A 24,940-nucleotide genomic window follows, 5' to 3' on the forward strand; every position below is an offset into this window, starting at 1 on the left:
GCTCGAGACGGTTCGATCAGACGGGAGATTCGGTCGCGACAGCCGCCGCGCGCAGCCCGCGCTGCGCACGGAAATGCCGCAGCGCCAGCAGCATGGCCATGGCCTGCAGCGCGGCGCAGAAGTAGTAGGGCGCACCGATGCGCCAGTCGCCCTGCGGCAGGTGCGACACCAGGCCGAGCAGCGGCGCGCCGATCAGCGGCGCCACCACGGCCATCAGGCTGTTCAATGACGACACCGCGCCCATCGTCTGCCCCTGAGTGCGCGGGTCGGCGGCGTTCGACACGACGCTCTGCAGGCAGGCCGTGACGCCGAAGCCCAGTACGTTGCACGCGATCACCACGTACATCATCCAGCCCTCGGTCGCGAGGCCCCAGCAGAGATAGGCCAGACTCGACGACACCAGGCCGGTCACCGCGAGCCGCTGCGCGCTGAAGCGCTTGAGCAGCCGCCCCAGCAGCATGCCCTGCACCAGCGCCGACATCAACCCGACCGCGAACAGCGACCAGCCGTTCTCCAGCGGTCCCCAGCCGAACTTGTAGGTCGTGTACAGCACCCAGGTGATGTGCAACGTGAACTGCACCAGGCCCGACAGCGCCAGCACCGCCACCAGCGAGCCCACGCCCTTCAGACCGGCCAGGTCCCGGAGCGCGCTGAACGGGTTGGCGCGCTTCCAGTCGATCTCGCGCCGGCGCTCGGCCGGCAGCGACTCGGGCAGCACCAGCCAGCCGTACAGGCAGTTCACCAGCGCCAGCGAGCCCGCCACGTAGAACGGCAGGTGCAGGTCGATCGCGCCGAGCAACCCGCCCAGCACCGGCCCGAGGATGAAGCCCAGGCCGAACATCGCCCCCAGCAGGCCGAAGCGCCGTGCCCGCTGATCGGGCGGCGTGATGTCGGCGACGTAGGCGTTGGCGACCGCGGCGTTCGCCTGCATTGCCCCGCCGACCAGGCGCACGGCGATCAGCATCCACAGCGCCGTCGACAGCGCCGTGAAGAAGAAGTTGAGCGCCAGGCCGCAGAAGCCGATCAGCAGCACCGGCCGGCGGCCGTAGCGGTCGGACAGCGCGCCGAGGATCGGCGAGCCGAAGAAATTCGCAATCGCGAAGGCGAACGTGACCACGCCGAACCAGAACGCGGTGTCGGAGGGCGAGCCGGTGAAGCTGCCGACCAGCAAGGGCAGCACCGGGATGATCAGGCCGATCGACACCATGTCGATCAGCACCGTGATCAGGATGAAGGGCATGGCCGCTACACGGGCCCGCGGCGGGGAGGTCATCGGCTCGGTCTTTCCAGCCCGCCGTCGGCGCGGGCGCCACGGATCGACACGCCCTCGGCGTGCCGCCGTGTCGGTTCAATCGGCGCGGTAATTCGGCGCTTCCTTGGTGATCTGCACGTCGTGCACGTGGCTCTCGCGGATGCCGGCCGAGGTGATCTCGACGAACTCGGCACGCTCGCGCATCTCGTCCACCGAGGCGCAGCCGCAGTAGCCCATCGAGGCGCGCAGGCCGCCGGCCATCTGGAACAGGATGGCGATCACCGAGCCCTTGTAGGGCACCCGGCCTTCGATGCCCTCGGGCACCAGCTTGTCCGCGTTCGGGTTGGCGCCCGTGTTGTCCTGGAAGTAGCGGTCGGCGCTGCCCTGCTGCATGGCGCCGATCGAGCCCATGCCGCGGTAGCTCTTGTAGCTGCGGCCCTGGTACAGCACGATCTCGCCCGGCGCTTCCTCGGTGCCGGCGAACATGCCCCCCATCATCACGGTGTTGGCGCCGGCGGCCAGCGCCTTGGCGATGTCGCCGGAGTAGCGGATGCCGCCGTCGGCGATCAGCGGCACGCCGCTGCCCTTGAGCGCGGTGGCCACGTTGTCGATCGCGGTGATCTGCGGCACGCCGACGCCGGCAACGATGCGGGTGGTGCAGATCGAGCCCGGCCCGATGCCGACCTTCACGCCGTCGGCGCCCGCCTCGGCCAACGCCAGCGCCGCCTCGCCGGTGGCGATGTTGCCGCCAATCACGTCGACCTGCGGATAGTGCCTCTTGACCCAGCGCACGCGCTCGATCACGCCCTTGCTGTGGCCGTGCGCAGTGTCGACGACGATCGCATCGACGCCGGCCTTCACCAGTGCCTCGACGCGCTCCTCGGTGCCCTCGCCGACCCCGACTGCGGCGCCGACCCTCAGCTTGCCCTGGGCGTCGCGCGCGGCGTTCGGGAAGTTGGTCTGCTTGGTGATGTCCTTCACCGTGAACAGGCCGCGCAGCTCGTTGGCGGCGTTCACCACCACCACGCGCTCGAGCTTGTGCCGGTGCATCAGCGACTTGGCTTCCTCGAGCGTGGCGCCCTCGTTGACCGAGACGAGGCGCTCGCGCGGCGTCATGATCTCGCGCACCGGCGCATCCAGTCGGGTTTCGAAGCGCAGATCGCGGCCCGTGACGATACCGACCACCTTGCCGTCGTCGACCACCGGGAAGCCGGAGATGCCGTGCTGGCGCGACAGGTTGATCACGTCCTGGACCCGAACACCCGATGAAATGGTGATCGGGTCACGCAGCAGTCCCGACTCGTAGCGCTTGACGCGCGAAACCTCGGCGGCCTGCTGCTTGGGGCTGAGATTCTTGTGGACGATGCCGATGCCGCCCTCCTGCGCCAGCGCGATCGCGAGGCGCGCCTCGGTCACGGTGTCCATGGCGGCGGACGCCAGCGGCAGGTTCAACGTGATGTTGCGGGACAGACGCGTCGCCAGGCTGGTGTCGCGCGGCAGGACCTGGGAGAAGGCGGGCACCAGCAACACATCGTCGAAGGTGAGTGCTTTGCCGAGAAGGCGCATGGGAAAAGCTCCAGTCGCAAAAGCAGATTATACGGAGGCGGCTCTGCGCGACGTTCCGGCGTGAGGAATGCACGCTCGCTGCCGCCGCCGACCGGCCCCCTGCCGTCGCGCTGCACGGCCGTTCGCGGGGCGACCGCTAAACTCGCGCCATGACCGCACTCACCACCCGCTGGCTCGGCGCCCTGCTCGGCGCCTGCGTGCTCGTCGCCTGCCTGCCGGCCCAGGCGCAATGGAAGTGGCGCGACGGCCGAGGCCAGGTCCAGTACAGCGATCTGCCGCCGCCCTCCGGCACGCCGGCGAAGGACATCCTGCAGCGCCCGCTGAGCGCTGCGCCGGTGGTCGTGCAACCCGCCGCGAGTGCGGCGTCGGCACCGGCCGCTGCCGCCAGCGCCAGCGATCCCGCGCTCGAGGCCAAGCGCAAGCAGGCCGAGCAGGAAGAGGCCGCCAAGAAACGCGCCGACGAGGCGCGCGTCGCCCAGCAGAAGGCGCAGAACTGTGAACGCGCCCGCACCTACATGCGCTCGCTCGACAGCGGCCAGCGCATCGCCCGCACCAACGCCCAGGGCGAGCGCGAGATCCTCGATGACGCTGCCCGTGCCCGCGAGGTCGAGCAGACCCGCCAGGCGATGGTCACCGAGTGCCGCTGAGCCGGCTGCGCTGGCGGCGGTAACGCAGGCGCCGCGCTTCCTTCGGATCGACCGTCAGCGGGCGGTAGACCTCCACCCGATCGCCCTCGCGCAGCCGCTCGTCCGTCGGACACAGCCGTCCCCACACGCCGACGCGCAGCACCGCCAGGTCGATTTCCGGATGCCGCGCCAGCAGGCCGCTCGCCTGCAGGGCCTGCAGCGCGGTGCAGCCCTCGGCCAGCACCAGCTCGCTCAGATCGACCGCGCGCCCGCGAGGGCTGTAGGCCACCTCCACCCGCAAGGGCCGACCGTCAGCGCGGCCCATGCACCTGCTCGGCGCGCTTGACGAAGGAGTCGACCAGCGTGTTGGCGATGCGATCGAACACCGGGCTCACCACCGCTTCCAGCGCGAGGCTGCTGAAGGCATAGCGCAGGTCGAGCTCGACGCGGCAGGCCCGCGGCGCCGCGCTGTCGTCGGCCGGGGCGCCCAGCGGCACGAACTGCCACACGCCCTCCAGCTGCGAGAACGGCCCGTCGACCAGCGAGACCACGACCGACCGGCCGGCCTGGTGCTCGTTGCGGGTGGTGAAAGCGTGGCGGACGCCGTGGTAGGCCAGATGCAGGCGGGCCGTCATGCCGTGCTCGGTCGATTCGAGCACCTCGGTGCGGTCGCACCACGGCAGGAACTGCGGATAGGCCGGCACGTCGGTGACGAGCGCGTACATCTCCTGCGCCGAGTACCACAGCAGAACGGACTTCTTGACGTGCTTCATACAATGAAGCGATTCTATTGAGAGGCTTCATGGCCATCGCAGACAACAAGAAGGCCCGCTTCAACTACACCATCGAGGAGCAGTTCGAGGCCGGCATGGTGCTCGAAGGCTGGGAAGTGAAGGCCATCCGCGCCGGCCAGGTGCAGCTGACCGATGGCTACGTCGTCATCAAGGACGGCGAGCTGTTCCTGATCGGCTGCCGCATCAACCCGCTGCGCACCGCGTCGACCCACGTCCACCCGCAGGCCGATCGGACCAAGAAGCTGCTGATGAAGAAGGACGAGATCCGTCGTCTGGTCGGCAAGGTCGAGCAGAAGGGCTACACGCTCGTGCCGCTGAACCTGCACTACAAGGGCGGGCGCGTGAAGGCCGACATCGCCCTCGCCAAGGGCAAGGACCTGCACGACAAGCGCGAGACCGAGAAGAAGCGCGACTGGGAGCGGGAGAAAGGCCAGTTGATGCGGCACAAGATCAGCAGTCCCCGCAAGGACACGTGAGCGTCACGACGCCTCAGGGCGGCAGTGCGGCCAGGGCCTGTTCGAGGTCGGCCTGCAGATCCTCCACGGCCTCCAGCCCGACCGCGAAACGCACCAGCGTGCCCTGCCCCGCCGCGGCCGGTCCGCGCAGCACGGTCAGGTCGTAGGGCACCGCCAGGCTCATCGGCCCGCCCCAGGAATAGCCGATCCTGAACAGCCGCAACGCGTCGACGAAGGCGTCGACCTGCGGCTGCGTGAAGCGCGCATCGAACACCACCGAGAACAGCCCCGCCGCGGCGCGGCAGCTGGCGGCCCAGTGCGCATGGCCGGGTGCGCCGGCCAGCGCCGGGTGCAGCACCTGCACCACCTCGGGCCGGGTCTGCCACCACGCCGCCAGCCGGCGTGCGGCGGCGTCGTGCGCGGCATAGCGCAGCGCGAGCGTCGGCAGCGAGCGCAGCACGAACTCCACGTCGTTCGCACCGACGCCCAGGCCGAGGTGCATGTGCGTCATCGTCAGGCGCTGGTGCAGCGTCTCGTCGCGTGTCGTCACCGAGCCCATCAGCACGTCGCCGCCACCCGACGGGTACTTGGTCAGCGCGTGCACCGAGATGTCGACGCCCTGCTCGAAGGGCGCGAAGGCGACGCCGGCGCCCCAGGTGTTGTCGAGCGCGGTCGTCACGCCGCGCGCCCGGCAGGCCGCCACCAGGCCGGCCAGGTCGGGGAACTCCATCGTCACCGATCCCGCGGCCTCGAGCCAGACGAGCTTCGTCTGCGGCCCGATCATCCCGGCCAATGCCGCGGCGTCCAGCGGGTCGTACAGCCGGTGCGTGATCCCGAGGCGCGCCAGCTCCTGCCGCGCCAGTTCCTTGCCGGGGCCGTAGGCATTGGTCGGCAGCAGCACCTCATCGCCCGACTTCAGCAGGGCCAGGTTCACCAGCACGATCGCCGCGAGCCCGCTCGGCGCCAGCAGGGTCCGGCGCCCGCCCTCGAGCGTCGCGATGCGTTCCTCGAGCGTGAAGGTGGTCGGCGTGCCGTGCAGGCCATAGGTGTAGCCGGTCTTTTCCTTCCAGCTGCGCGCGCGCAGGGCCGCCACGTTGCGGAAGATCACCGTCGAGGCCTTGTGCACCGCCGGCGGCACCGCGCCGAAGCCGGCCGGCGGCTCGTAGCGGTGGTGGATCAGGCCGGTGGTAAGCGGATCGTCCCCGTGCCGTCCGTCGTCGCTGCCGCCGCTCATGCGCGACTCACAGCGGTTGGCCCACGAGATCGTGGCCCTGGGTGCCGACGATGCGGGCGCGTGTGAACTCGCCCACGCGCAACTGCTTGGAGGCCTTCTGCGGCGGCAGCAGGTGCACCACGCCGTCGATCTCGGGTGCGTCGGCATAGCTGCGGCCTCGGCCGCCCTTCTTGCCGAGCGCCGGCGCGGCGTCGATCAGCACCTGCATCTCGGCGCCGACGCGCTCGCGCAGCTTGTCGGCCGACACCGCCTCGGCCACCGCCATGAAGCGCGCCCGGCGCTCCTCGCGCACGGCCTCGGGCAAGGCGCCCGCCAGCGCGTTCGCGCTCGCGCCCTCGACCGGGGAGTAGGCAAAGCAGCCGGCGCGGTCGATGCGGGCCTCACGCATGAAGTCGAGCAGGTGCTCGAATTCGGCCTCGGTCTCGCCGGGGAAGCCGGCGATGAAGGTCGAGCGCACCACGATCTGCGGGCAGGCCTCGCGCCAGCGCTGCAGGCGCTCGAGGTTCTTCTCGCCGTTGGCGGGCCGCTTCATGCGCTTGAGCACGTCGGGGTGCGCATGCTGGAAGGGCACGTCCAGGTAGGGCAGCACGCGGCCGGCGGCCATCATCGGCAGGATCTCGTCGACGTGCGGGTACGGATAGACGTAGTGCAGCCGCACCCACGCGCCGAAAGGCTCGGCGAGCTCGCCGAGGCGCTCCACCAGGTCGGTCATGCGCGTCTTCACCGGCTTGCCGTCCCAGAAGCCGGTGCGGTACTTCACGTCGACGCCGTAGGCCGAGGTGTCCTGGCTGATCACCAGCAGCTCCTTCACACCCGACTCGAACAGCGCGCGCGCCTCGTTCAGTACATCGCCGATCGGCCGCGACACCAGGTCGCCGCGCATGCTGGGGATGATGCAGAAGCTGCAGCGATGGTTGCAGCCTTCGCTGATCTTCAGGTAGGCGTAGTGCTTGGGCGTGAGCTTCACGCCATAGGCCGGCACCAGGTCGACGAAGGGATCGTGCGGCTTGGGCACGTGCACGTGCACGGCGTCCATCACCTCCTGTGTCGCGTGCGGCCCGGTCACCGCCAGCACGCTCGGGTGCATCTGGCGCACCAGATTGCCGCCGCCCTCGCCTGCCTTCGCGCCCAGGCAGCCGGTGACGATGACCCGGCCGTTCTCGGCCAGCGCCTCGCCGATGGTGTCGAGGCTCTCCTTCACCGCGTCGTCGATGAAGCCGCAGGTGTTGACGATCACCAGATCGGCACCGGCGAAGCTCTTCGAGGTGTCGTAACCCTCGGCACGCAGTTGCGTGAGGATGAGCTCCGAATCGGTCAGCGCCTTGGGGCAACCGAGCGAGACGAAGCCGATCTTGGGGATGTTGCGGGAGGCGGCGTCGCCCGAGGTCAGGGCGGTCGATGCCGCATCAGCAGTCTGGGTCATCGGCGGATTTTCGCCGATCCAGGTCGACCTGCCGTCGCGGAGGGCCGAGGCAGGCCGGTGGCGGCTACTTCTTTGCGCCGGTGGTCGCCGAGAACAGGCTCTCGGTCTGCTTGTGCATCTGCTCCTGCATCTGCACGAACAGGTTCTTCGACTGGTCCAGGTAGCTGCTCATCAGGCCCTGCATCATCGGCGCCTGCACGTTCATGAACTGCGCCCACAGCTCGGGGCTGTAGGCCTTGCCGGTGCTCAGCCCGGACTGTTCGGCGAAGCGGCTCTGCATCTCGGTGAAGGCCTGGATGTTCTTCTCGAGGTAGGAACCCAGCAGCCCCTGCATCGTGTGGCCGTACAGACGGATGATGTGGGCCAGCACCGGCGTCGTGAACATCGGCATGCCGCCGGTCTCGGCCTCCAGGATGATCTGCAGCAGGATGCTGCGGGTCAGGTCCTCGCCGGTCTTGGCGTCGCGCACGACGAAGCTCTCGTTGTCGAGGACCATCTGCCGCACGTCGGCCAGCGTGATGTAGCCGCTGGTCTGGGTGTCGTACAAGCGGCGGTTCGGGTACTTCTTCAGAACCCGAAGGCTGCCGGCGTCCGGGGCTTCTTCGGCCGGCGCCGTCGTGCTGCGCGGGGACCGGACTTTCGCTTGCGTCATGGGATCCTCTCCTGAGAAGGATTCCCATTCTAGGAGGCGGGCACCAGCGGCTCCGGAGGGTTTTCCCGCCGCGCCGCAGCAACTTCAGTGCAGTGGGCGGTCCCCCGGCGCACTACTGGTGGTTCGGCGGCGTGATCTTGAAGCGCTTCATCTGCCGATAGACCGTGGCCCGGCAGACCTTCAGATCCTGCGAGGCCAGCGTGATGTTCCACTTGTTGCGCTTGAGCGAGCTGAGCAGCCGCTCCGCGTCGATGTCGTCAACGCCCGCGGCCATCGCGATACCTTCGTCGCCCAGCCTCGCCTGCAACTGCAGCGGCCGGCCATGACCCAGGCGCTGCATGCCGATCTCCTGCGGCAGGTCGTCGACCGTCACCGGTCCGTCGCCGCTGATCGCCAGCGCGAAGCGCAGCACGTTGCGCAACTCGCGGATGTTGCCCGGCCAGCTGTAGGTCAGCAGCAATTCCATCGCTTCGGCGGAAATGCCGGCATGCTCGGTCAGGCCCTTGGCCTCGTCGTTGAACACCGACTCGATCAGGTAGCGCTTGTCGGCGCGCTCGCGCAGCGCCGGCAGAGACATCGTCGCGCCGCACAGGCGGTAGTAGAGGTCTTCGCGGAAGGTGCCCGCGGCCACGCGGTCACGCAGGTCGCGGTGGGTCGCGGCGACGACGGTGAAGTCGACCGGGATCGGCCGCTCCGCACCCAGAGGCAGCACTTCCGACTCCGACAGCACGCGCAGGAAGCGCGTCTGCAGGTGCAGCGGCATGTCGCCGATCTCGTCGAGGAACAGCGTGCCGCCGTGGGCCTGCAGGATCAGTCCCTTCATGCCCTTGCTCTTGCCGCCGGTGAAGCTGCCCGGCGTGTAGCCGAACAGCTCGCTCTCGATCAGCGACTCGGGGATCGACGCGCAATTGACCGCGATGAAAGGCATGCGAGCGCGCGAACTCGATTCGTGCAGCGCCTTGGCGAACACCTCCTTGCCGGAGCCGGTTTCGCCATGGATCAGGATGTTGACCTTGCGGTCCACCAGGCGCTTGGCCTGAACCAGCAGGCGGTCCATCGCCGGGTCGCCACCGGCCAGCCGGTCCAGCGCCGGAAAACTGTCGGCCGAGCGGGCCACGGTCGACACTGCGACCGGCCGGTCCGCCAGCAGCGAGGTCAGCGAGCCCTTCTCGCGCGGCGCGACCACCGTGGCGTAGTAGTGCTCACGCGGCTCCGAGCAGGTGACCGACACGTCCAGGCCCGTGCCGGCCCGCGCGATGCGCCAGATGGCCTCCATCGGCGTGGCAAACACCTCCGACAGCGAGCGACCGACCAGCGCGCCGCCCTGACGGCCGCGCGCCGACGGCCACAGCTTGGCGCGCGCGCCGGTATTGGCACCGACGATCAGGCCGTCGTCGTCGAACGCCAGCATGGTGTCGCCGGACACGTCGACCAGGCCGCAGGACTTGCCGAGACGCAGGATCCAGTTCTTGCGGAAGTGGCGCAGGAAGTTCGCGTCCTCGATCATCTGCGCGTACATCGACGTGAGATGGAACACGAGGTGCTGGCTGTCCTTGGCGCGCGGCGAGCGCAGCGCCGACACGTCGAACACGGCCAGCAGCTTGCCGTTCGGGTCGAACAGCGGCGCGGTGGTGCAGGTCAGTCCGATGTGCGTCGCGTCGAAGTGTTCGGCCTGGTGACAGGTGATCGGGGTCTGCTCGATCAGGCAGGTGCCGACGCCACAGGTGCCGGCGTGAGCCTCGTTCCAATCTGCGCCGAGGTAGAGGCCGGCGGCGCGCAGCTCGCTGTCCCACGCCGGATTGCCGATGTAGTCGACGGTGATGCCGGCGGCGTCGGTCAGCAGCAGCATGTAGCCGAGGTCGGCCACGCGGCGGTACATGTCTTCCATGCCGGAGCGGGCGACGCGCAGGAACTCCTCGATCTGCTGCTGGTGCTCGCGCACCTCCTGCGACGGCAGGATGCGCGCCGGCGTCGGCCGAGCAGGATCGAGCCCGTAGTCGTTGACGCAGCGGGCCCAGGACTTGTAGACGCGGCTCTTCTCGGACGCCTCGTCGATGGGGTTGGTGACAACCGACACCACGTTGTCGATGTGCTGCGTGCGCTCAGAAATCATTCGTCACCTCCGATGGCTTCTGCCGTCTACTCCCGATGGCTGAAGTTCTTCTTGTTGTTCGATGATCGCCCGATCGCCATGGGCTGTGCCACAGCGGAAACCCCCGGGATTCATGGGGCGCGCCACGCGAAAGGCGCGTCCCGGACACACCGGCGGCCGCTGCACGCGCTGCAGCGACCGCCCCTGCCTTAGCACGCGGCATGCCCACCGGCACCCACGGCCGCGTCGCGCTCGTTCTCCTGCGCGGAGCTGACGCCAAGCCGTCTCCACGCGCGCAGAGCCTGCGACATCTGTCGCACGCAGACCCTGGCCTGCGACAGATGTCGCATCGCGTTCGAGCGCGTGAAAACGGTTCGACCGAAATTCATCGCGGCTGTGCATTGACAGTCATTCCCGCCACCTTCCACAATGACCACTGCTCCGGGGTGCACGCAGTTCTGCGTGCTGAGACGGTGATCCGAACCCGCGAACTTGAACCGGTTAGTACCGGCGGAAGAAGAGCTCTCACTCCAGCGGCGTCACCCCTTCCCGGGTGGGCGTCCTCATGGGGCGACCTTCGGAGCAATCATTCTCACGAAGGAGCCCACGATGAACGCCCCCGACAAGCTCGCCACCCTGCTCTCGCTGACACGCGAGCCCTTCCCCTCCTCGCGCAAGACCTACGTGCAAGGCTCGCGCAGCGACCTGCGCGTACCGATGCGCGAAGTGACGCTGTCCAACGGCGAGACCGTCTCGCTGTACGACACCTCGGGCCCGTACACCGAGCCCGGCGTCGCGATCGACGTGAGGCGCGGCCTGCCCAGCGTGCGCACGCCCTGGCTCGACGAGCGGGCCGACACCGAGGTCTATGCCGGCCGGCTGCACCAGGCGCTGGACGACGGCGCGAAGCACGAGGACCGCGAGGTCCAGCGCATCGAGCAGTTGCGCCTCGACGCCGCGGCGCTGCAGCGCCCGCCGCGCCGTGCCAAGGCTGGCGCCAACGTCACGCAGATGCACTACGCGCGCCGCGGCATCGTCACGCCCGAGATGGAGTACGTGGCGCTGCGCGAGAACGGCAAGCGTGAGTGGATGCGCGAGTACCTCGGCGACGCCGCGCGCGAGCAGCGCCTGCGCGGCAACCCGATGGGTGCGCAGATCCCGGCGATCGTGACGCCCGAGTTCGTTCGCGACGAAGTGGCGCGCGGCCGCGCCATCATCCCGGCCAACATCAACCACCCCGAGGTGGAGCCGATGGCGATCGGCCGCAACTTCCTCGTCAAGATCAACGCCAACATCGGCAACTCGGCGGTCACGTCGAGCATCGAGGAAGAGGTGGAAAAGCTGGTGTGGGCGATCCGCTGGGGCGCCGACAACGTGATGGACCTCTCCACCGGCCGCAACATCCACACCACGCGCGACTGGATCCTGCGCAACTCGCCGGTGCCGATCGGCACCGTGCCGATCTACCAGGCGCTCGAGAAGGTGGGCGGCGTGGCCGAGGACCTCACCTGGGCCATCTTCCGCGACACGCTGATCGAGCAGGCCGAGCAAGGCGTCGACTACTTCACCATCCACGCCGGCGTGCGCCTGCCCTTCGTCCACCTCACCGCGGACCGCCGCACCGGCATCGTCTCGCGCGGCGGCTCGATCATGGCCAAGTGGTGCATCTCGCATCACCGAGAGAGCTTCATCTACGAGCACTTCGAGGACATCTGCGACATCATGAAGGCCTACGACGTGAGCTTCTCGCTCGGCGACGGCCTGCGCCCCGGATCGGCCGCCGATGCCAACGACGAGGCCCAGTTCGCCGAACTGCGCACGCTGGGCGAGCTGACCCGGGTGGCCTGGAAGCACGACGTGCAGACCATGATCGAAGGCCCGGGCCACGTGCCGATGCACATGATCCAGGCCAACATGGACGAGCAGCTCAAGCACTGCCACGAGGCGCCGTTCTACACGCTGGGCCCGCTGACGATCGACATCGCGCCCGGCTACGACCACATCGCCAGCGCCATCGGTGCGGCCATGATCGGCTGGTACGGTACCGCGATGCTGTGCTACGTGACGCCCAAGGAACACCTGGGCCTGCCCGACCGCGAGGACGTGAAGCAGGGCATCGTAGCCTACAAGATCGCCGCGCACGCGGCCGACGTCGCCAAGGGCCATCCCGGCGCCCGAGCCCGCGACGACGCGCTGTCCAAGGCACGCTTCGAGTTCCGCTGGATGGACCAGTTCAACCTCTCGCTGGACCCCGACACCGCACGCGACTTCCACGACGAGACCCTGCCCAAGGACGCCAGCAAGGTGGCGCACTTCTGCTCGATGTGCGGGCCCAAGTTCTGCTCGATGAAGATCACCCAGGAGGTGCGCGACTACGCCGCGCAGCGCGGCGTCAGCGAGGCGCAGGCGCTGGGCGCCGGCATGGCCGAGAAGTCGAGCCAGTTCCGGCAGGCCGGCGGCGAGATCTACATCCCGCTGGCCATCGACAAGGGCTGAGCGCCATGCCCTTGCTCGATCTCGGCATCGCCGGCGCCGGCCTGCTGGGCCGGTTGCTGGCCTGGCGGCTGGCGCGCGCCGGCCACCGCGTCAGCGTGTTCGACCCGGCGCCCGGCCCGCAGCCGCGCTTCGACGGCCAGGGCGCCGCGGCCTTCAGCGCGGCCGGCATGCTCAGCCCGCTGGCGGAACTCGACAACGCCGGCCCGGACATCGCGACGCTCGGCTGGCGTTCCATTTCGCTGTGGCGCGACATCGTCGCCGCACTGCCCGACCCGCCCGCCTTCGGCCAGCTCGGCAGCCTGCTGCTCGCGCACCGCAACGACCTCGCCACCGCGCAGCGCGTGCTGGCGCGCCTGTCGGCCGTCCCCGGAGCCGACGCGTCGCCCCTGTCGGCCGCGCAGCTGGCCGACATGGAACCCGCGCTGCAGCCGCCCGGCCACGCCTGGCTGCTGCCTGGCGAGGCGCAGATCGAACCGGTGAAGGCGATGTTCGCGCTCTACCACCATGCCCCCGGCGTGCAATGGCACTGGGGCTGCCGCGTCGGCACGCTGCATGACGGCGCGCTGCAGGTCGACGGCGCCGAGTCCGGCTGGCGGCGCTTCGACACGGTGTTCGACGTGCGCGGCCTCGGCGCGCGGCCGACGCTGCCGCTGCGCGGCGTGCGCGGCGAGACCGTGTGGCTGCACGCCCCCGGCCACGGCCTGCTGCGGCCGGTGCGGCTGCTGCACCCGCGGCACCGCGTCTACCTGGTGCCGCGGCCCGGCGACATCGTGCTGCTGGGCGCGACCGAGATCGAGAGCGAGGACCGCTCGCCGATGTCGCTGCGCAGCGCCGTCGAGCTGATGGCCGCCGCGCACAGCGTGATGCCGGCGCTGGCCGAGTCACGCATCCTGCGGCTCGACCGCAACCTGCGCCCGGCGCTGCCCGACAACCGGCCGCACATCGACGTCACGCCGCAGCGGGTGGCCGTCAACGGCCTGTTCCGCCACGGCTGGCTGCTGGCGCCGGCGCTGGTGGAGGACGCGCTGGCCGCCTGGGCGCGGCTGCGTGCCGACGCCGCGCTGCCCGGACCGGGGATCGAGCGATGAGCGGTCCGCCGTCGCACGAGGACGCGATGGTCACGGTGCACCTCGAAGGCCGCGGCTGCCGGCTCGCACGCGGCAGCACGCTGGCCGACCTGCTGCGCCTGCTCGGTCACGCGCCCGAGGCCATCACCACCGCCGTCAACGGCGAGTTCGTCGCCCGTGCCCTGCGCGCCGGCCACGTGCTGCAGGACGGCGACGAGATCCTGCTGTTCCAGCCCATCGTCGGCGGTTGAGCCGATCGACCCCCCGCACGACGTTTTCCCACGAGGACCTCCCCATGCTCCAAGCAACCCTGGCCGCCTCCGCGCCCGCCGACAGGGCCGACGAAGACCCCTGGCACGTGGGCCGCGTGCGGCTGCACAGCCGCTTCCTGCTCGGTACCGCCGGCTACCCTTCCCCGGCCGTGCTGCAGGGCGCGCTGCGGGCGGCGCGCACGCAGGTGGTCACCGTGGGTCTCAAGCGCACGCTCGCGGCGGCCGGCGACAACGGCTACATCGCCACCATCCGCCAGACGCTGCGCGACACCGGCGCGCGCCTGCTGCCCAACACCGCCGGCTGCCGCACCGCGCGCGAGGCCGTGCAACTGGCGCACATGGCGCGCGAGCTCTACGACACGCCGTGGCTCAAGCTCGAGGTGGTGGGCGACGAGCACACGCTGCAGCCCGACCCGTTCGAGCTGCTGGCGGCGGCCTCCCAGCTGGTGCGCGACGGCTTCACCGTGTTTCCCTACTGCACGGACGACCTCGTCACCTGCCGCCGCCTGCTCGACGCCGGCTGCCCGCTGCTGATGCCCTGGGGCGCGCCGATCGGCTCGGGCCAGGGCCTGCTGAATCCGTTCGCACTGCGCACGCTGCGCGAACGCCTGCCGGACGCCACTCTGATCATCGACGCCGGGCTCGGCGCGCCCTCGCATGCCGCGCAGGCGCTGGAGCTGGGCTTCGACGCGGTGCTGCTCAACTCCGCCGTCGCGCACGCCCGCGAGCCGGTGGCGATGGCGCGCGCCTTCCGCCTGGCCATCGAGGCCGGCCGCGCCGCCTGGCGCGCCGGCGTCATGGCCCGCCAGGACTTCGCCGTCGCCAGCACGCCGGTCAGCGGCCAGCCCTTCACGCTGCCGGACCCGCCGGCCGGCGCGGCCGTGCTGCGGGCGGACGCGCCATGACGGCGGAGCGCACGACCCGTCCGGTGGTCTGGAGCATCGCCGGCACCGACAGCGGCGGCGGCGCCGGCCTCGGCGCCGACCAGCGTGCGGCCGACGCCTTCGGCGTGCACCTCTGCCCGGTGGTGTCGGCCGTCACCGCGCAGAACTCGCTCGCGGTCACGCGCATCGAGCGGCTCCCGCCACCCGCGCTCGAGGCGCAACTGGAGGCGCTGGCCGACGACCTGCCGCCGCAGGTGGTGAAGACCGGGCTGCTCGGTGGCGTCGAGCACGTTCGGCGGGTCGCGCACTGGATCGACCGGCTGCGGCGCCGCCAGCCGGTCGCGCTGGTGGTCGACCCGGTGCTGGCGGCCAGCAGTGGCGCCGCCTTCGCCGACCCCGACACGCTGGCCGCCTATCGCGAGCTGCTGCTGCCCCGCGCGACGCTGATCACCCCCAACCGCCGCGAGGCGGCCGCGCTGCTGGGCCAGCCCGAGGCCGGCACGGCCGGCCTGCCAGCGCAGGCGCTGGCGCTGCGGCGCCGCGGCGCGCAGGCGGTCTGCATCACCGGCGGCGATGCCGCCGACCTCGACGGCCGCGTGCTGGACTGGATGGCCACCGAGCAGGCCGACGGCTGGCTCGCCGCGCCGCGCATCGCCACGCCACACCACCACGGCAGCGGCTGCACCTTCGCCAGCAGCGCGGCGGCCGCCCTGGCGCTCGGCTTCGTGCCGGCCGACGCGCTGGTGCTGGCCAAGATGGCGACCGGCCACGCGCTGCGCCACGCTCACCCGGCCGGCGCGGGCCGCGGGCCGGTGCGGGCCGCGGCCGGGTTCGCCAGCGATCCGAGCCTGATGCCCTGGCTGTCGTGGGGCGCTGCGCCGGTGTTCGCGCCGGCTGCGGAGCCCGAGGCACCGCCCGCCACGCTCGGCCTCTACGCCATCGTCGACAGCGCCGCGCGTGCGGAGCAGGTGCTGGCCGCCGGCGTCCGCACGCTGCAGCTGCGCCTCAAGACGCCGGCCGTCCCCGACACCGGGTGGCAGCCCGCGTTGCGCGCCACCCTGCAGCGCGGCATCGCCGCAGCGCGCGAGACCGGCGCCGCGCTGTTCGTCAACGACCACTGGCAGCTCGCCGCCGAACTGGGGGCCTCCGGCGTGCACCTGGGCCAGGAGGACCTGCTGGCGCTGGGCGACGAGGGCCGGGCGCGGCTGCGCGCCAGCGGGCTCGCGCTCGGCATCAGCTCGCACAGCCTGTGGGAGCTGGCGCGCGCCCGCGCGCTGGCGCCCCGCTACGTCGCCTGCGGCCCGGTCTGGCCCACGCTGACCAAGGCCATGCCGTGGCGGCCCCAGGGCCTGGACAACCTGGCCTGGTGGTGCGCCATGGCCGGCCGGCCGGTGGTCGCGATCGGCGGCATCCTGACGCCCGAGCGGGTGGAAGCCGCTGCACACTGCGGCGCCGACGGCGTGTGTGCGGTCCGCGTGCTGGGCGACGACCCGGCGCGCGTGCTGCCGTCGCTGCAGCGCGCGCTGCACGCCGGCTGGCAGGCCCCCACGCCGGCGCCGGTGCCCGCCCTGCCGCACCCCTCACTCACCCTGAGCGTCGCACCCCGGCCCTCCTGAGCGACGGGCGTCGCTGCGACAGGTGTGTCTCGCACCGATGCGCGGGTGCGACACCGGCCCGCGGTGCGCCGCGGCGGGCCGCCCGCGAGGCCGAGATTGTGGCGACGCCACCACGAACGCGCGCCTCTCGCCCGGGGCTGTTGTCGCGCCAGCCACGGGCATGGCGATTGCACCTTCAGCCCGCCTGCGAACAGACAGGTGCGGCCCGCGCCCCCGCGGGTCGACGAACGAGTGCATCCACCCCAAGGAGACAAACCACATGAATGCATTGAACGCGATCTCGCTCAGCGTCGGCCTCTGGGTCGGCATCTGGTGCTTCGCCACGCTCGGCTACCTGGAGCCCAAGGTGATGACCTGGATCACCTTCCTCACCTGGGCCTCGTTCTACGCCGCCGGCGGCGGCAAGGCCGGGCTCGTGAAGGCGATCGCCAGCGCCTTCGCCGGCACGCTGATCTCGGCGGCGATCGTCTGGCTCAACGGCCAGCTCGGCGGCGGCGTGCAGGGCGTGGGCCTGCTGATCTTCAGCCTGCTGCTCGCGGTGCTGGGCTGGGCGCTGTGCCAGCTGTCGAAAGTGGACCTGTTCAGCTTCATCCCCGGTGCCTTCATCGGCGCGGCATCGTTCTTCGGTGCCGGCGCGCCGCTCGACGGCAAGCTGGGCTGGGTGCTGGTGTCCATCGTCTGCGGCGCCGTGATGGGGCTGATCTCGGAGCGCGTGGGCCAGGCGATGACCGCCAAGGCGCCGGCCTGAACCACGCCGGCATCGCACGATGACGATCCGCAGCGGCGGCACGACGGCGTGCCGGCCGCTGCGGCTTCCCGGCCCCCCCTGGAGACCGCCCGTGACGCGCCTGACCCTCAAGGGCACCCCCGTCTACACCGAAGGCCACCTGCCGGTGGTCGGCCACGAGGCGCCCAAGTTCACGCTGACCGGCAAGGACCTGGTCGACGTCGGCCTCGAGCAGTTCGGCATGCAGCGCAAGCTGCTCAACATCGTGCCCAGCCTGGAGATGCCGACCTGCGCGGCGTCGCTGCGCCGCTTCAACGACCACGCGCGCCAGGCCCCCGGCACCGTGGTGCTGTCGATCTCGCACGACCTGCCATTCGCCACGCAGAGCCGCATCGACGCGGCCCAGCTCGACCGCGTGGTCGCGCTGTCGCTGTTCCGCAGCCCGCATTTCGCGCGTGCCTACGGCGTCGACATCGTCAGCGGCCCGCTCAAGGGCCTGACCGCGCGCGCGGTGCTGGTCCTCGACGGCCACAACCGCGTGCTGCACGCGCAGCTGGTGCGCGAGATCACCGACGAACCCGACTACGCGCTGGCCGCCGCCGCGCTGAGCCGAAGCTGCTGATCCGCAACCGCCGGGCGCGACCGATGCGTCGGCGCGACGGCTGTCGCATCGAGCCTGTCACACCTGTCTCGCTGCGACGCCGCAGCGTCCGCGCCCGATCGCACTGCCGTAGGGCGAATCCAGCATCGGCGCGGCCTGCAGCCCGATTCGCCGCGGCGCCCCCGGCATGGCACGCGGCTTGCGCTGACAGCCGCATAACGAAATCTGGAGACTCCCGCATGACCGCTCCCGGAGCGAGCTCGGCACCCTGCATCGGCATCATCGCCAACCCGGTGTCGGCGCGCGATATCCGCCGCATCATCGCGAACGCCGGCAACCTGCAGATCACCGATCGCGTGAGCATCGTGATGCGCGTGATGAGCGCGGCCGGCGCGATGGGCGTGAAGAAGGTTCTGATGATGCCGGACAACGGCGGCATCCGCGCCATGCTGACGCGCAACCTCAAGCGCGAGCACGAGATGCACCACGCCTTCCCGGAGCTCGAGTTCGTGGACATGGAACCCACGACCACGGTGAACGACACCTTCACCGCGGCGCGCCTGATGCGCCAGGCCGGCGTGCGGGCGATCGTCGTGCTCGGCGGCGACGGCACGCACCGCGCGGTGGTGCGCGAATGCGCCGACATCCCGATCGCCGGGTTGTCCACCGGCACCAACAACGCCTTCCCCGAGATGCGCGAGTCGACCATCACCGGCATCGCGGTCGGTCTCTATGCGTCGGGCCAGTTGAGCGACGCGCAGGCGCTGATGCCGAACAAGGTGCTCGAGGTGTCGATCAACGAGGGCGAGCGGCGTGACATCGCGCTGGTCGACGCGGTGATCTCGACCGACCGCTTCATCGGCGCGCGCGCGGTCTGGAAGACCGAGAGCCTGGCCGCTGCCTACCTGACCTTCGCCGAACCGCAGGCGATCGGCCTGTCCGCCATCGGCGGGCTGCTGCACCCGGTCGGCCGGCGCGACCCGGGCGGTCTGGCCATCCAGCTCAGCGAAGACCCCGCGACGCGCAAGCTCCAGCTGCTGGCGCCGATCGCGCCGGGCATGGTGCGTCCGGTCGGCATCGCGCACTGGGAAGCCATGCCGGCCGGCCAGCCCTTCGCCGTGGCGCTCGACGCCGGCGTGGTGGCGCTCGACGGCGAGCGCGAGCTGACCTTCGACACCGGCGACCGCGTGGAGATCACGCTGCGCGAGAACGCTTTCCCCACGGTGGACGTGGCCCGTTGCATGCAGCTCGCTGCGAGCGAAGGCCTGTTCCGCCTCATGACCCACCCAGCCTAGATAGGAGACAACACCATGGCAGGCAAGAACCCGTTCCCTCTGAGCAAGGAAGCGCTGCTGAATTGCTATCGCTCGATGCGCACGATCCGTGATTTCGAGGAACGACTGCACGTGGACTTCGGCCGCGGCGACATCCCCGGCTTCGTGCACCTGTATGCCGGCGAAGAGGCAGGCGGCGTGGGCATCATGAGCCACCTGGGTGACGGTGACCGCATCGCCTCCACGCACCGCGGCCACGGCCACTGCATCGCCAAGGGCGTGGACGTCGTCGCGATGATGAAGGAGATCTACGGCAAGAAGGGTGGCTGCGGCAACGGCAAGGGCGGCTCGATGCACATCGCCGACCTGTCCAAGGGCATGATGGGCGCCAACGGCATCCTCGGCGCCGGCGCACCGCTGATCTGCGGCGCGGCGCTGGCCGCCAAGTTCCGCAAGAAGAACGAGGTCGGCATCTGCTTCGTCGGTGACGGCGCCTCCAACCAGGGCACCTTCCTCGAGAGCCTGAACCTGGCCGCGGTGTGGACCCTGCCGGTGATCTTCGTCGTCGAGAACAACGGCTACGCCGAGTCGACCTCGCGCGACTACGGCACCGCGGTGGACAGCTACGTGGACCGCGCCTCCGGCTTCGGCATGCCCGGCATCACGGTGGACGGCACCGACTTCTTCGCGGTCTACGAGGCCGCCGGCGAGGTGATCAAGCGCGCCCGCGAAGGCGGTGGCCCGTCGCTGCTCGAAGTGAAGATGGTCCGCTTCTACGGCCACTTCGAGGGCGACGCGCAGACCTACCGCGCGCCGGGCGAGCTCGACGACATCCGCACCAACCAGGACTGCCTGCTGAAGTTCAAGGCGCATGTCACGAAGGCTGGCGTCATCAGCGCTGCGGAACTCGAGGCGATCGACAAGGAAGTGGCCGCACTGATCGAGGACGCGGTGAAGCAGGCCAAGGCCGCCCCGCTGCCCACCGCCGCCGACCTGCTGACCGACGTGTACGTGTCCTACTGAAGCGCGCGCACACCACAAGACACCCGAACAGACCCAGGAGACATTTCATGGCCAGAAAAATCAGCATGAAGCAGGCGATCAACGAGGCGCTTGATCAGGAAATGACGCGCGACCCCTCGGTGATCGTGCTCGGCGAGGACATCGTCGGCGGCGCCGGCGGCCAGGGCGAGATGGACGCGTGGGGCGGCGTGCTCGGCGTGACCAAGGGCCTGTACGCCAAGCACGGCGACCGCCTGATGGACACGCCGCTGTCCGAGAGCGCCTACGTCGGCGCGGCCGTCGGTGCGGCCGCCTGCGGCATGCGTCCGGTCGCCGAACTGATGTTCATCGACTTCATGGGCGTGTGCTTCGACCAGATCTTCAACCAGGCCGCCAAGTTCCGCTATATGTTCGGCGGCAAGGCCGAGACGCCGGTGGTGATCCGCGCGATGGTCGGCGCGGGCTTCCGCGCCGCCGCCCAGCACAGCCAGATGCTGACGCCGCTGTTCACGCACATCCCCGGCCTGAAGGTGGTGTGCCCGAGCACGCCGTACGACACCAAGGGCATGCTGATCCAGGCGATCCGCGACAACGACCCGGTGATCTTCTGCGAGCACAAGAACCTCTACGGCCTCGAGGGCGAGGTGCCCGAGGCCTCGTACGCGATCCCGTTCGGCGAGGCGAACGTGGTGCGCGAAGGCAAGCACGCCACCATCGTGACCTACGGGTTGATGGTGCACCGCTCGCTCGACGCCGCCGCCACGCTGGCCAAGGAAGGCGTCGAGGTCGAGATCGTCGACCTGCGTTCGCTGTCGCCGATCGACATGGACACCGTGCTCGACAGCGTCACGAAGACCGGCCGCCTGATCTGCGTCGACGAGGCAAGCCCGCGCTGCAACATCGGCACCGACGTGTCGGCCCAGGTCGCGATGCAGGCCTTCGGCGCGCTCAAGGCCCAGATCGAACTGGTGTCGCCGCCGCACGTGCCGGTGCCCTTCTCCCCGACCCTCGAGGATCTCTACATTCCGTCGGCCGCCCAGGTCGCCGACGCGGTGCGTCGCACCATGAAAGGAAAGCACTGATGTCCGGCATCACTCCCATCGTCATGCCCAAGTGGGGCCTGTCGATGTCAGAAGGCACCGTCGTCGCCTGGCTGGTCGACGTGGGTGACGAGATCGAGGTGGGCACGCCCATCCTCGACGTGGAAACCGACAAGATCGCCAACGCGGTCGAGGCGCCGGACCCCGGCGTGCTGCGCCGCAAGGTGGCCAGCGATGGCGAACTGCTGCCGGTGAAGGCGCTGCTCGGCGTGATGGGCGGCAGCGACGTCAGCGATGCCGACATCGACGCCTACATCGCGTCCTACGTGATGCCCGCGGCCGACGAGGACGACGAAGCCAGCGCCGGCCCGGCCTACCTGTACGCCGATGTCGACGGCACCCGCATCCGCTACGCCCGCAAGGGGGCGGAAGACGGCACCCCGGTGCTGTTCATCCACGGCTATGGCGGCGACCTGGACAACTGGCTGTTCAACATCGACGCCGTCGGCGAGAAGAGCCCGGTGATCGCGCTCGACCTGCCGGGTCACGGCCAGTCGGACGCCAAGCTGCCGGGCGCGAGCCTCGAGGCGCTGGCGGACTTCGTGGCGCGCTTCATGGCCGTGATCGATGTGGCGCAGGCGCACGTGGTCGGCCACTCGATGGGCGGCGCGATCGCCTCCCAACTGGCGTTGTCGCACCCGAAGCGCGTGGCCTCGCTGAGCCTGATCGCCAGCGCCGGCCTCGGCCCGGACATCAACAACGGCTACACCGAGGGCTTCGCCAACGCCGCATCGCGGCGTGACCTGAAGCCGGTGCTGGAGCAGTTGTTCAAGGACCCGGGGCTGGTGAGCCGCCAGATGATCGACGACGTGCTGAAGTACAAGCGCCTCGACGGCGTGAGCGAGGTGCTGGCCGCGCTGGGTCGTGGCCTGTTCGCGGCCGGGCGCCAGGCTTCGCAGCCCGGTCTGCAGCTCGAGTCGACCGGCAAGCCGGTGCTCGTGGTCTGGGGTCGCGACGACCAGGTGGTGCCGGCGGCCCATGCCGGCAACGCGCCGGCCGGCGCGACGGTGGAGGTGTTCGACGACGCCGGCCACATGGTCCAGATGGAACGGGCCAACGACGTCAACCGGCTGCTCAAGCAGCATGTGGGCGGCTGAGTCGCACCACGCCGCACCGATGGTCGAACCGTCGGTACGGCGCCTGTTCACCCTGCTCGACGGCGCGCCCGCCGACAGCGATGGCGTGGCCATCGAGCAGGCGCTGCTGCAGCGCGCGGCCGAGGGCGTGGCCGTGGCGCACGTGTGGGAGGCCACGCCCGGCTTCGTGGTACCGGCCTCCTACAGGCGCTTCGAGCGCTTCGAGGCCGCCTGTGCCAGTTTCGCGGCGCAAGGTCTGCCGGTGCAGGTGCGTTGCTCGGGCGGCGGACTGGTCCCGCAGGGACCCGGCATGGTGAACCTCAGCCTGGCGTGGCGTACCCACGCCGCCATGGGGTCGGCTGCCGATGCGGTGTACACGGCACTGTGCCGTCTGTTGCAGGCGAGTGCAGCCACCTTCGGCATCCTCGCGACGCCGCAGGCGGTGTCGGGCTCGTTCTGCGATGGCCGCTACAACCTCGCGGTGAACGGTCGCAAGGTCGCCGGCACCGCGCAGTACTGGCGGCGCGCCAGCGCGTCCGAGCAGATCGTGCTCGCCCACGCCTGCCTGCTGGTCGACGCCGATCTGGACACGCTGACCCGCCATGCGAATGCCTTCGAGGCCGAGATCCGCAGCGACCGCGTCTACCGCAGCGACGCCATCACCAACCTCGCCCGCGGCTCCGGCGGCCCGGTGCCGGCCGGCGGCACGCGCCGCCGCATCACGCCGCCGCATGTCGTGAGGCTGCTGCAACAGGGCGCCAGTTCCAGCACGGTGCTGTGCTGACGCGGAGCTTGTCATGACCTACGACCCGCTCGCCAAGCAGAAGGCGCAGGCCAAGACGGCGCGCATCCCGATCAAGGTGGTGGCGGCCGAGACGCTGAAGAAGCCCGACTGGATCCGCGTCAAGGCCGGCAGCCCCAGCACGCGCTTCTACGAGATCAAGCAGATCCTGCGCGAGCACAAGCTCCACACGGTGTGCGAGGAGGCCAGCTGCCCCAACATCGGCGAGTGCTTCGGCAAGGGCACCGCCACCTTCATGATCATGGGCGACAAGTGCACCCGGCGCTGCCCGTTCTGCGACGTCGGCCACGGCCGCCCCGACCCGCTCGACCCCGACGAACCGCAGAACCTGGCCAAGACCATCGCCGCGCTCAGGCTCAGCTACGTGGTCATCACCAGCGTCGACCGCGACGACCTGCGCGACGGCGGCGCGGCCCACTTCGTCGAGTGCATCCGCCAGGTGCGGGCCCTCTCCCCGGCCACCCGCATCGAGATCCTCACGCCCGACTTCCGCGGCCGCGCCGACCGCGCGCTGGAGATCCTGAAAGCGGCCCCGCCGGACGTGATGAACCACAACCTCGAGACCGCCCCGCGCCTGTACAAGGAAGCGCGCCCCGGCTCGGACTACCAGTTCAGCCTGGACCTGCTCAAGCGCTTCAAGGCCTTCGCCCCGGGCGTGCCGACCAAGAGCGGGATCATGGTCGGGCTGGGCGAGACGGACGAGGAGATCCTGCAGGTCATGCGCGACATGCGTGCGCACGACATCGACATGATCACCATCGGGCAGTACCTGGCGCCCAGCGGGCACCACCTGCCGGTGCGGCGCTACGTGACGCCCGAGACCTTCAAGCGCTTCGAGGCCGAGGCCTACGCGATGGGCTTCAGCCACGCCGCCGTGGGCGCCATGGTGCGCTCGAGCTACCACGCCGACCAGCAGGCCCACGCCGCCGGTGTGGGCGCCGCAGCCGCCTGAGCGCCGGAGGACGCGCCATGCCGCTCGGTGAGTTCGAGCTGATCGACCGCTACTTCAAGCGTCCTGCGCGGCGCGCCGCGCTCGGCGTCGGCGACGACTGCGCGCTGCTGCGCGTGAAACCCGGCATGTCGCTGGCGATCTCCAGCGACATGCTGGTCGAGGGTCGCCACTTCCTGTCGACGGTGCGGCCCGAGCGGCTGGGCCACAAGGCGCTCGCGGTGAACCTGTCCGACCTGGCCGCCTGCGGCGCGCGCCCGCTGGCCTTCACGCTCGCGCTCTCACTGCCCAGCGCCGACCCTGATTTCCTGGCCGATTTCTCGACCGGCCTGTTCCGCCTGGCCGACGAACATGACTGCGAGCTGATCGGCGGCGACACCACCGCCGGTCCGCTGAACATCTGCATCACGGTGTTCGGCGAGGTGCCGGTCGGCGCGGCCTTGCTGCGCTCGGGCGCCCTGCCCGGCGACGACCTCTACGTCAGCGGCCAGCCCGGCCATGCACGCGTCGCGCTGGAGGTGTTCCGCGGCACGCTGCAGGCCGACGGCGAGGTGTTCGAGACGGCCCGCAGGGCGATGGAGATGCCGACGCCGCGCGTCGAGCTCGGCCTGGCGCTGCGCGGCATCGCGACCAGCGCGGTCGACGTGTCCGACGGCCTGATCGGCGATCTGGGCCACATCCTCGACAGTTCGGCCGTCGGCGCCACGCTGGACGTCGACGCGTTGCCCGAGTCGGCCCTCTTGGCGCAGCTGCCGCCGTCACTGCGCCGCCAGTTCGCGCTGGCCGGCGGTGACGATTACGAACTGCTGTTCACGGCCCGGCGCGGTGACCGGCAGGCGGTGGTCGATGCCGCCTGGGCGGCCCAGACGCCGGTCACGCGCATCGGCATCATCCAGGCGTCGGAGGGCCTGCGCCTGGTCGACGGACGGGGCTGCCCGGAGCGCGACATCTACGCCCGCTTCGACCACTTCAGGACCTGA

The 24,940-nt window shown here is 70.4% G+C and carries 24 protein-coding genes and 1 riboswitch; of the genes, 16 read left to right on the plus strand and 8 right to left on the minus strand.

Annotated elements, in window-relative coordinates; all coding sequences use genetic code 11:
- Nucleotides 1-16: 16 nt before the first annotated feature.
- Nucleotides 17-1,273: an MFS transporter gene (locus C1M51_RS00120; protein ID WP_129447700.1), complete on the minus strand. Its 1,257-nt coding sequence runs from the start codon at nt 1,271-1,273 to the stop codon at nt 17-19.
- Between the two features lie 75 nt (nt 1,274-1,348).
- On the minus strand, nt 1,349-2,818 hold the full coding sequence (guaB, locus tag C1M51_RS00125) for an IMP dehydrogenase (RefSeq protein WP_129447701.1): 1,470 nt from the start codon (nt 2,816-2,818) through the stop codon (nt 1,349-1,351).
- A 149-nt stretch (nt 2,819-2,967) separates the two neighbouring features.
- Here guaB and C1M51_RS00130 point away from each other — a divergent pair, with 149 nt between their 5' ends.
- Nucleotides 2,968-3,465 (plus strand): DUF4124 domain-containing protein, encoded by a 498-nt coding sequence (locus C1M51_RS00130; RefSeq protein ID WP_129447702.1) that lies wholly within the window; start codon nt 2,968-2,970, stop codon nt 3,463-3,465.
- Here C1M51_RS00130 and C1M51_RS00135 read toward each other — a convergent pair.
- Nucleotides 3,449-3,769, minus strand: coding sequence for an RnfH family protein (locus C1M51_RS00135; RefSeq protein ID WP_129447703.1), 321 nt, complete (start codon nt 3,767-3,769; stop codon nt 3,449-3,451). The two genes, C1M51_RS00130 and C1M51_RS00135, sit on opposite strands and share 17 nt — an antisense overlap.
- Complete coding sequence (locus tag C1M51_RS00140) at nt 3,756-4,217, minus strand: type II toxin-antitoxin system RatA family toxin (RefSeq protein WP_011829216.1); 462 nt, start codon at nt 4,215-4,217, stop codon at nt 3,756-3,758. The genes C1M51_RS00135 and C1M51_RS00140 overlap by 14 nt, the downstream gene beginning before the upstream one ends.
- Before the next feature lie 29 nt (nt 4,218-4,246).
- On the opposite strand from C1M51_RS00140, the gene smpB reads away from it, so the two are divergent.
- Nucleotides 4,247-4,714, plus strand: coding sequence for an SsrA-binding protein SmpB (gene smpB / locus C1M51_RS00145; RefSeq protein WP_129447704.1), 468 nt, complete (start codon nt 4,247-4,249; stop codon nt 4,712-4,714).
- Nucleotides 4,715-4,727: 13 nt separating this feature from the next.
- On the opposite strand, the gene C1M51_RS00150 is transcribed toward smpB, so the two are convergent.
- The 4 genes from C1M51_RS00150 to C1M51_RS00165 all read right to left on the minus strand — a co-directional run bounded on the left by C1M51_RS00150 (nt 4,728) and on the right by C1M51_RS00165 (nt 10,115).
- Nucleotides 4,728-5,927: a cystathionine beta-lyase gene (locus tag C1M51_RS00150; protein ID WP_129447705.1), complete on the minus strand. Its 1,200-nt coding sequence runs from the start codon at nt 5,925-5,927 to the stop codon at nt 4,728-4,730.
- Nucleotides 5,928-5,934: 7 nt separating this feature from the next.
- Nucleotides 5,935-7,350, minus strand: a complete 1,416-nt coding sequence (gene rimO, locus C1M51_RS00155; RefSeq protein ID WP_242499831.1) for a 30S ribosomal protein S12 methylthiotransferase RimO — start codon at nt 7,348-7,350, stop codon at nt 5,935-5,937.
- Nucleotides 7,351-7,414: 64 nt separating this feature from the next.
- On the minus strand, nt 7,415-8,002 hold the full coding sequence (phaR, locus tag C1M51_RS00160; protein ID WP_129447706.1) for a polyhydroxyalkanoate synthesis repressor PhaR: 588 nt from the start codon (nt 8,000-8,002) through the stop codon (nt 7,415-7,417).
- 112 nt (nt 8,003-8,114) lie between these two features.
- A complete protein-coding gene (locus C1M51_RS00165) occupies nt 8,115-10,115 on the minus strand; it encodes a sigma-54-dependent Fis family transcriptional regulator (RefSeq protein ID WP_129447707.1) in 2,001 nt (666 codons plus the stop codon).
- A 411-nt stretch (nt 10,116-10,526) separates the two neighbouring features.
- Nucleotides 10,527-10,630: riboswitch (TPP riboswitch) on the plus strand.
- Nucleotides 10,631-10,703: 73 nt separating this feature from the next.
- On the opposite strand from C1M51_RS00165, the gene thiC reads away from it, so the two are divergent.
- The 14 genes from thiC (at nt 10,704) to thiL (ending at nt 24,940) form a co-directional block, all read left to right on the plus strand.
- Nucleotides 10,704-12,590 (plus strand): phosphomethylpyrimidine synthase ThiC, encoded by a 1,887-nt coding sequence (thiC, locus tag C1M51_RS00170; RefSeq protein WP_129447708.1) that lies wholly within the window; start codon nt 10,704-10,706, stop codon nt 12,588-12,590.
- A gap of 5 nt (nt 12,591-12,595) precedes the next feature.
- Entirely contained in the window at nt 12,596-13,678 is a 1,083-nt protein-coding gene (locus C1M51_RS00175; RefSeq protein ID WP_129447709.1) for an FAD-dependent oxidoreductase, read from the plus strand.
- Nucleotides 13,675-13,908 carry a sulfur carrier protein ThiS gene (thiS, locus tag C1M51_RS00180; protein ID WP_129447710.1) on the plus strand — a complete coding sequence of 78 codons (234 nt, stop codon included), beginning with the start codon at nt 13,675-13,677 and terminating at the stop codon, nt 13,906-13,908. Before C1M51_RS00175 ends, thiS begins: the two co-directional genes overlap by 4 nt.
- A gap of 44 nt (nt 13,909-13,952) precedes the next feature.
- The gene (locus C1M51_RS00185) at nt 13,953-14,834 is read left to right on the plus strand and encodes a thiazole synthase (protein WP_129447711.1); all 882 of its coding nucleotides are present in this window, start codon (nt 13,953-13,955) and stop codon (nt 14,832-14,834) included.
- Nucleotides 14,831-16,429 (plus strand): bifunctional hydroxymethylpyrimidine kinase/phosphomethylpyrimidine kinase, encoded by a 1,599-nt coding sequence (thiD, locus tag C1M51_RS00190; protein WP_129447712.1) that lies wholly within the window; start codon nt 14,831-14,833, stop codon nt 16,427-16,429. Before C1M51_RS00185 ends, thiD begins: the two co-directional genes overlap by 4 nt.
- 259 nt (nt 16,430-16,688) lie before the next feature.
- Entirely contained in the window at nt 16,689-17,177 is a 489-nt protein-coding gene (locus tag C1M51_RS00195) for a DUF1097 domain-containing protein (RefSeq protein ID WP_165349617.1), read from the plus strand.
- A gap of 91 nt (nt 17,178-17,268) precedes the next feature.
- Complete coding sequence (gene tpx / locus C1M51_RS00200; RefSeq protein ID WP_129447714.1) at nt 17,269-17,778, plus strand: thiol peroxidase; 510 nt, start codon at nt 17,269-17,271, stop codon at nt 17,776-17,778.
- A gap of 218 nt (nt 17,779-17,996) precedes the next feature.
- Nucleotides 17,997-19,052: an ATP-NAD kinase family protein gene (locus C1M51_RS00205; RefSeq protein ID WP_129447715.1), complete on the plus strand. Its 1,056-nt coding sequence runs from the start codon at nt 17,997-17,999 to the stop codon at nt 19,050-19,052.
- Between the two features lie 15 nt (nt 19,053-19,067).
- A complete protein-coding gene (locus C1M51_RS00210) occupies nt 19,068-20,054 on the plus strand; it encodes a thiamine pyrophosphate-dependent dehydrogenase E1 component subunit alpha (protein WP_011829201.1) in 987 nt (328 codons plus the stop codon).
- Between the two features lie 47 nt (nt 20,055-20,101).
- A complete protein-coding gene (locus C1M51_RS00215; protein ID WP_129447716.1) occupies nt 20,102-21,115 on the plus strand; it encodes an alpha-ketoacid dehydrogenase subunit beta in 1,014 nt (337 codons plus the stop codon).
- On the plus strand, nt 21,115-22,230 hold the full coding sequence (locus C1M51_RS00220) for an acetoin dehydrogenase dihydrolipoyllysine-residue acetyltransferase subunit (RefSeq protein ID WP_129447717.1): 1,116 nt from the start codon (nt 21,115-21,117) through the stop codon (nt 22,228-22,230). Before C1M51_RS00215 ends, C1M51_RS00220 begins: the two co-directional genes overlap by 1 nt.
- A gap of 19 nt (nt 22,231-22,249) precedes the next feature.
- On the plus strand, nt 22,250-22,993 hold the full coding sequence (locus tag C1M51_RS00225; RefSeq protein ID WP_242499832.1) for a lipoyl protein ligase domain-containing protein: 744 nt from the start codon (nt 22,250-22,252) through the stop codon (nt 22,991-22,993).
- Between the two features lie 13 nt (nt 22,994-23,006).
- Nucleotides 23,007-23,963, plus strand: coding sequence for a lipoyl synthase (lipA, locus tag C1M51_RS00230; protein WP_129447719.1), 957 nt, complete (start codon nt 23,007-23,009; stop codon nt 23,961-23,963).
- Nucleotides 23,964-23,980: 17 nt separating this feature from the next.
- On the plus strand, nt 23,981-24,940 hold the full coding sequence (gene thiL, locus C1M51_RS00235) for a thiamine-phosphate kinase (protein WP_129447720.1): 960 nt from the start codon (nt 23,981-23,983) through the stop codon (nt 24,938-24,940).

It is taken from the genome of Methylibium sp. Pch-M, from assembly GCF_004136295.1.
Classification (GTDB): domain Bacteria; phylum Pseudomonadota; class Gammaproteobacteria; order Burkholderiales; family Burkholderiaceae_C; genus Methylibium; species Methylibium petroleiphilum.

Coding starts and splice junctions, on each gene's coding strand:
- C1M51_RS00120 (WP_129447700.1), bottom strand. CDS start 1,273: ATGACCTCCCCGCCGCGGGCCCGTGTAGCGGCCATGCCCTTCATCCTG.
- guaB (WP_129447701.1), bottom strand. CDS start 2,818: ATGCGCCTTCTCGGCAAAGCACTCACCTTCGACGATGTGTTGCTGGTG.
- C1M51_RS00130 (WP_129447702.1), top strand. CDS start 2,968: ATGACCGCACTCACCACCCGCTGGCTCGGCGCCCTGCTCGGCGCCTGC.
- C1M51_RS00135 (WP_129447703.1), bottom strand. CDS start 3,769: ATGGGCCGCGCTGACGGTCGGCCCTTGCGGGTGGAGGTGGCCTACAGC.
- C1M51_RS00140 (WP_011829216.1), bottom strand. CDS start 4,217: ATGAAGCACGTCAAGAAGTCCGTTCTGCTGTGGTACTCGGCGCAGGAG.
- smpB (WP_129447704.1), top strand. CDS start 4,247: ATGGCCATCGCAGACAACAAGAAGGCCCGCTTCAACTACACCATCGAG.
- C1M51_RS00150 (WP_129447705.1), bottom strand. CDS start 5,927: ATGAGCGGCGGCAGCGACGACGGACGGCACGGGGACGATCCGCTTACC.
- rimO (WP_242499831.1), bottom strand. CDS start 7,350: ATGACCCAGACTGCTGATGCGGCATCGACCGCCCTGACCTCGGGCGAC.
- phaR (WP_129447706.1), bottom strand. CDS start 8,002: ATGACGCAAGCGAAAGTCCGGTCCCCGCGCAGCACGACGGCGCCGGCC.
- C1M51_RS00165 (WP_129447707.1), bottom strand. CDS start 10,115: ATGATTTCTGAGCGCACGCAGCACATCGACAACGTGGTGTCGGTTGTC.
- thiC (WP_129447708.1), top strand. CDS start 10,704: ATGAACGCCCCCGACAAGCTCGCCACCCTGCTCTCGCTGACACGCGAG.
- C1M51_RS00175 (WP_129447709.1), top strand. CDS start 12,596: ATGCCCTTGCTCGATCTCGGCATCGCCGGCGCCGGCCTGCTGGGCCGG.
- thiS (WP_129447710.1), top strand. CDS start 13,675: ATGAGCGGTCCGCCGTCGCACGAGGACGCGATGGTCACGGTGCACCTC.
- C1M51_RS00185 (WP_129447711.1), top strand. CDS start 13,953: ATGCTCCAAGCAACCCTGGCCGCCTCCGCGCCCGCCGACAGGGCCGAC.
- thiD (WP_129447712.1), top strand. CDS start 14,831: ATGACGGCGGAGCGCACGACCCGTCCGGTGGTCTGGAGCATCGCCGGC.
- C1M51_RS00195 (WP_165349617.1), top strand. CDS start 16,689: ATGAATGCATTGAACGCGATCTCGCTCAGCGTCGGCCTCTGGGTCGGC.
- C1M51_RS00205 (WP_129447715.1), top strand. CDS start 17,997: ATGACCGCTCCCGGAGCGAGCTCGGCACCCTGCATCGGCATCATCGCC.
- C1M51_RS00210 (WP_011829201.1), top strand. CDS start 19,068: ATGGCAGGCAAGAACCCGTTCCCTCTGAGCAAGGAAGCGCTGCTGAAT.
- C1M51_RS00215 (WP_129447716.1), top strand. CDS start 20,102: ATGGCCAGAAAAATCAGCATGAAGCAGGCGATCAACGAGGCGCTTGAT.
- C1M51_RS00220 (WP_129447717.1), top strand. CDS start 21,115: ATGTCCGGCATCACTCCCATCGTCATGCCCAAGTGGGGCCTGTCGATG.
- C1M51_RS00225 (WP_242499832.1), top strand. CDS start 22,250: ATGGTCGAACCGTCGGTACGGCGCCTGTTCACCCTGCTCGACGGCGCG.
- lipA (WP_129447719.1), top strand. CDS start 23,007: ATGACCTACGACCCGCTCGCCAAGCAGAAGGCGCAGGCCAAGACGGCG.
- thiL (WP_129447720.1), top strand. CDS start 23,981: ATGCCGCTCGGTGAGTTCGAGCTGATCGACCGCTACTTCAAGCGTCCT.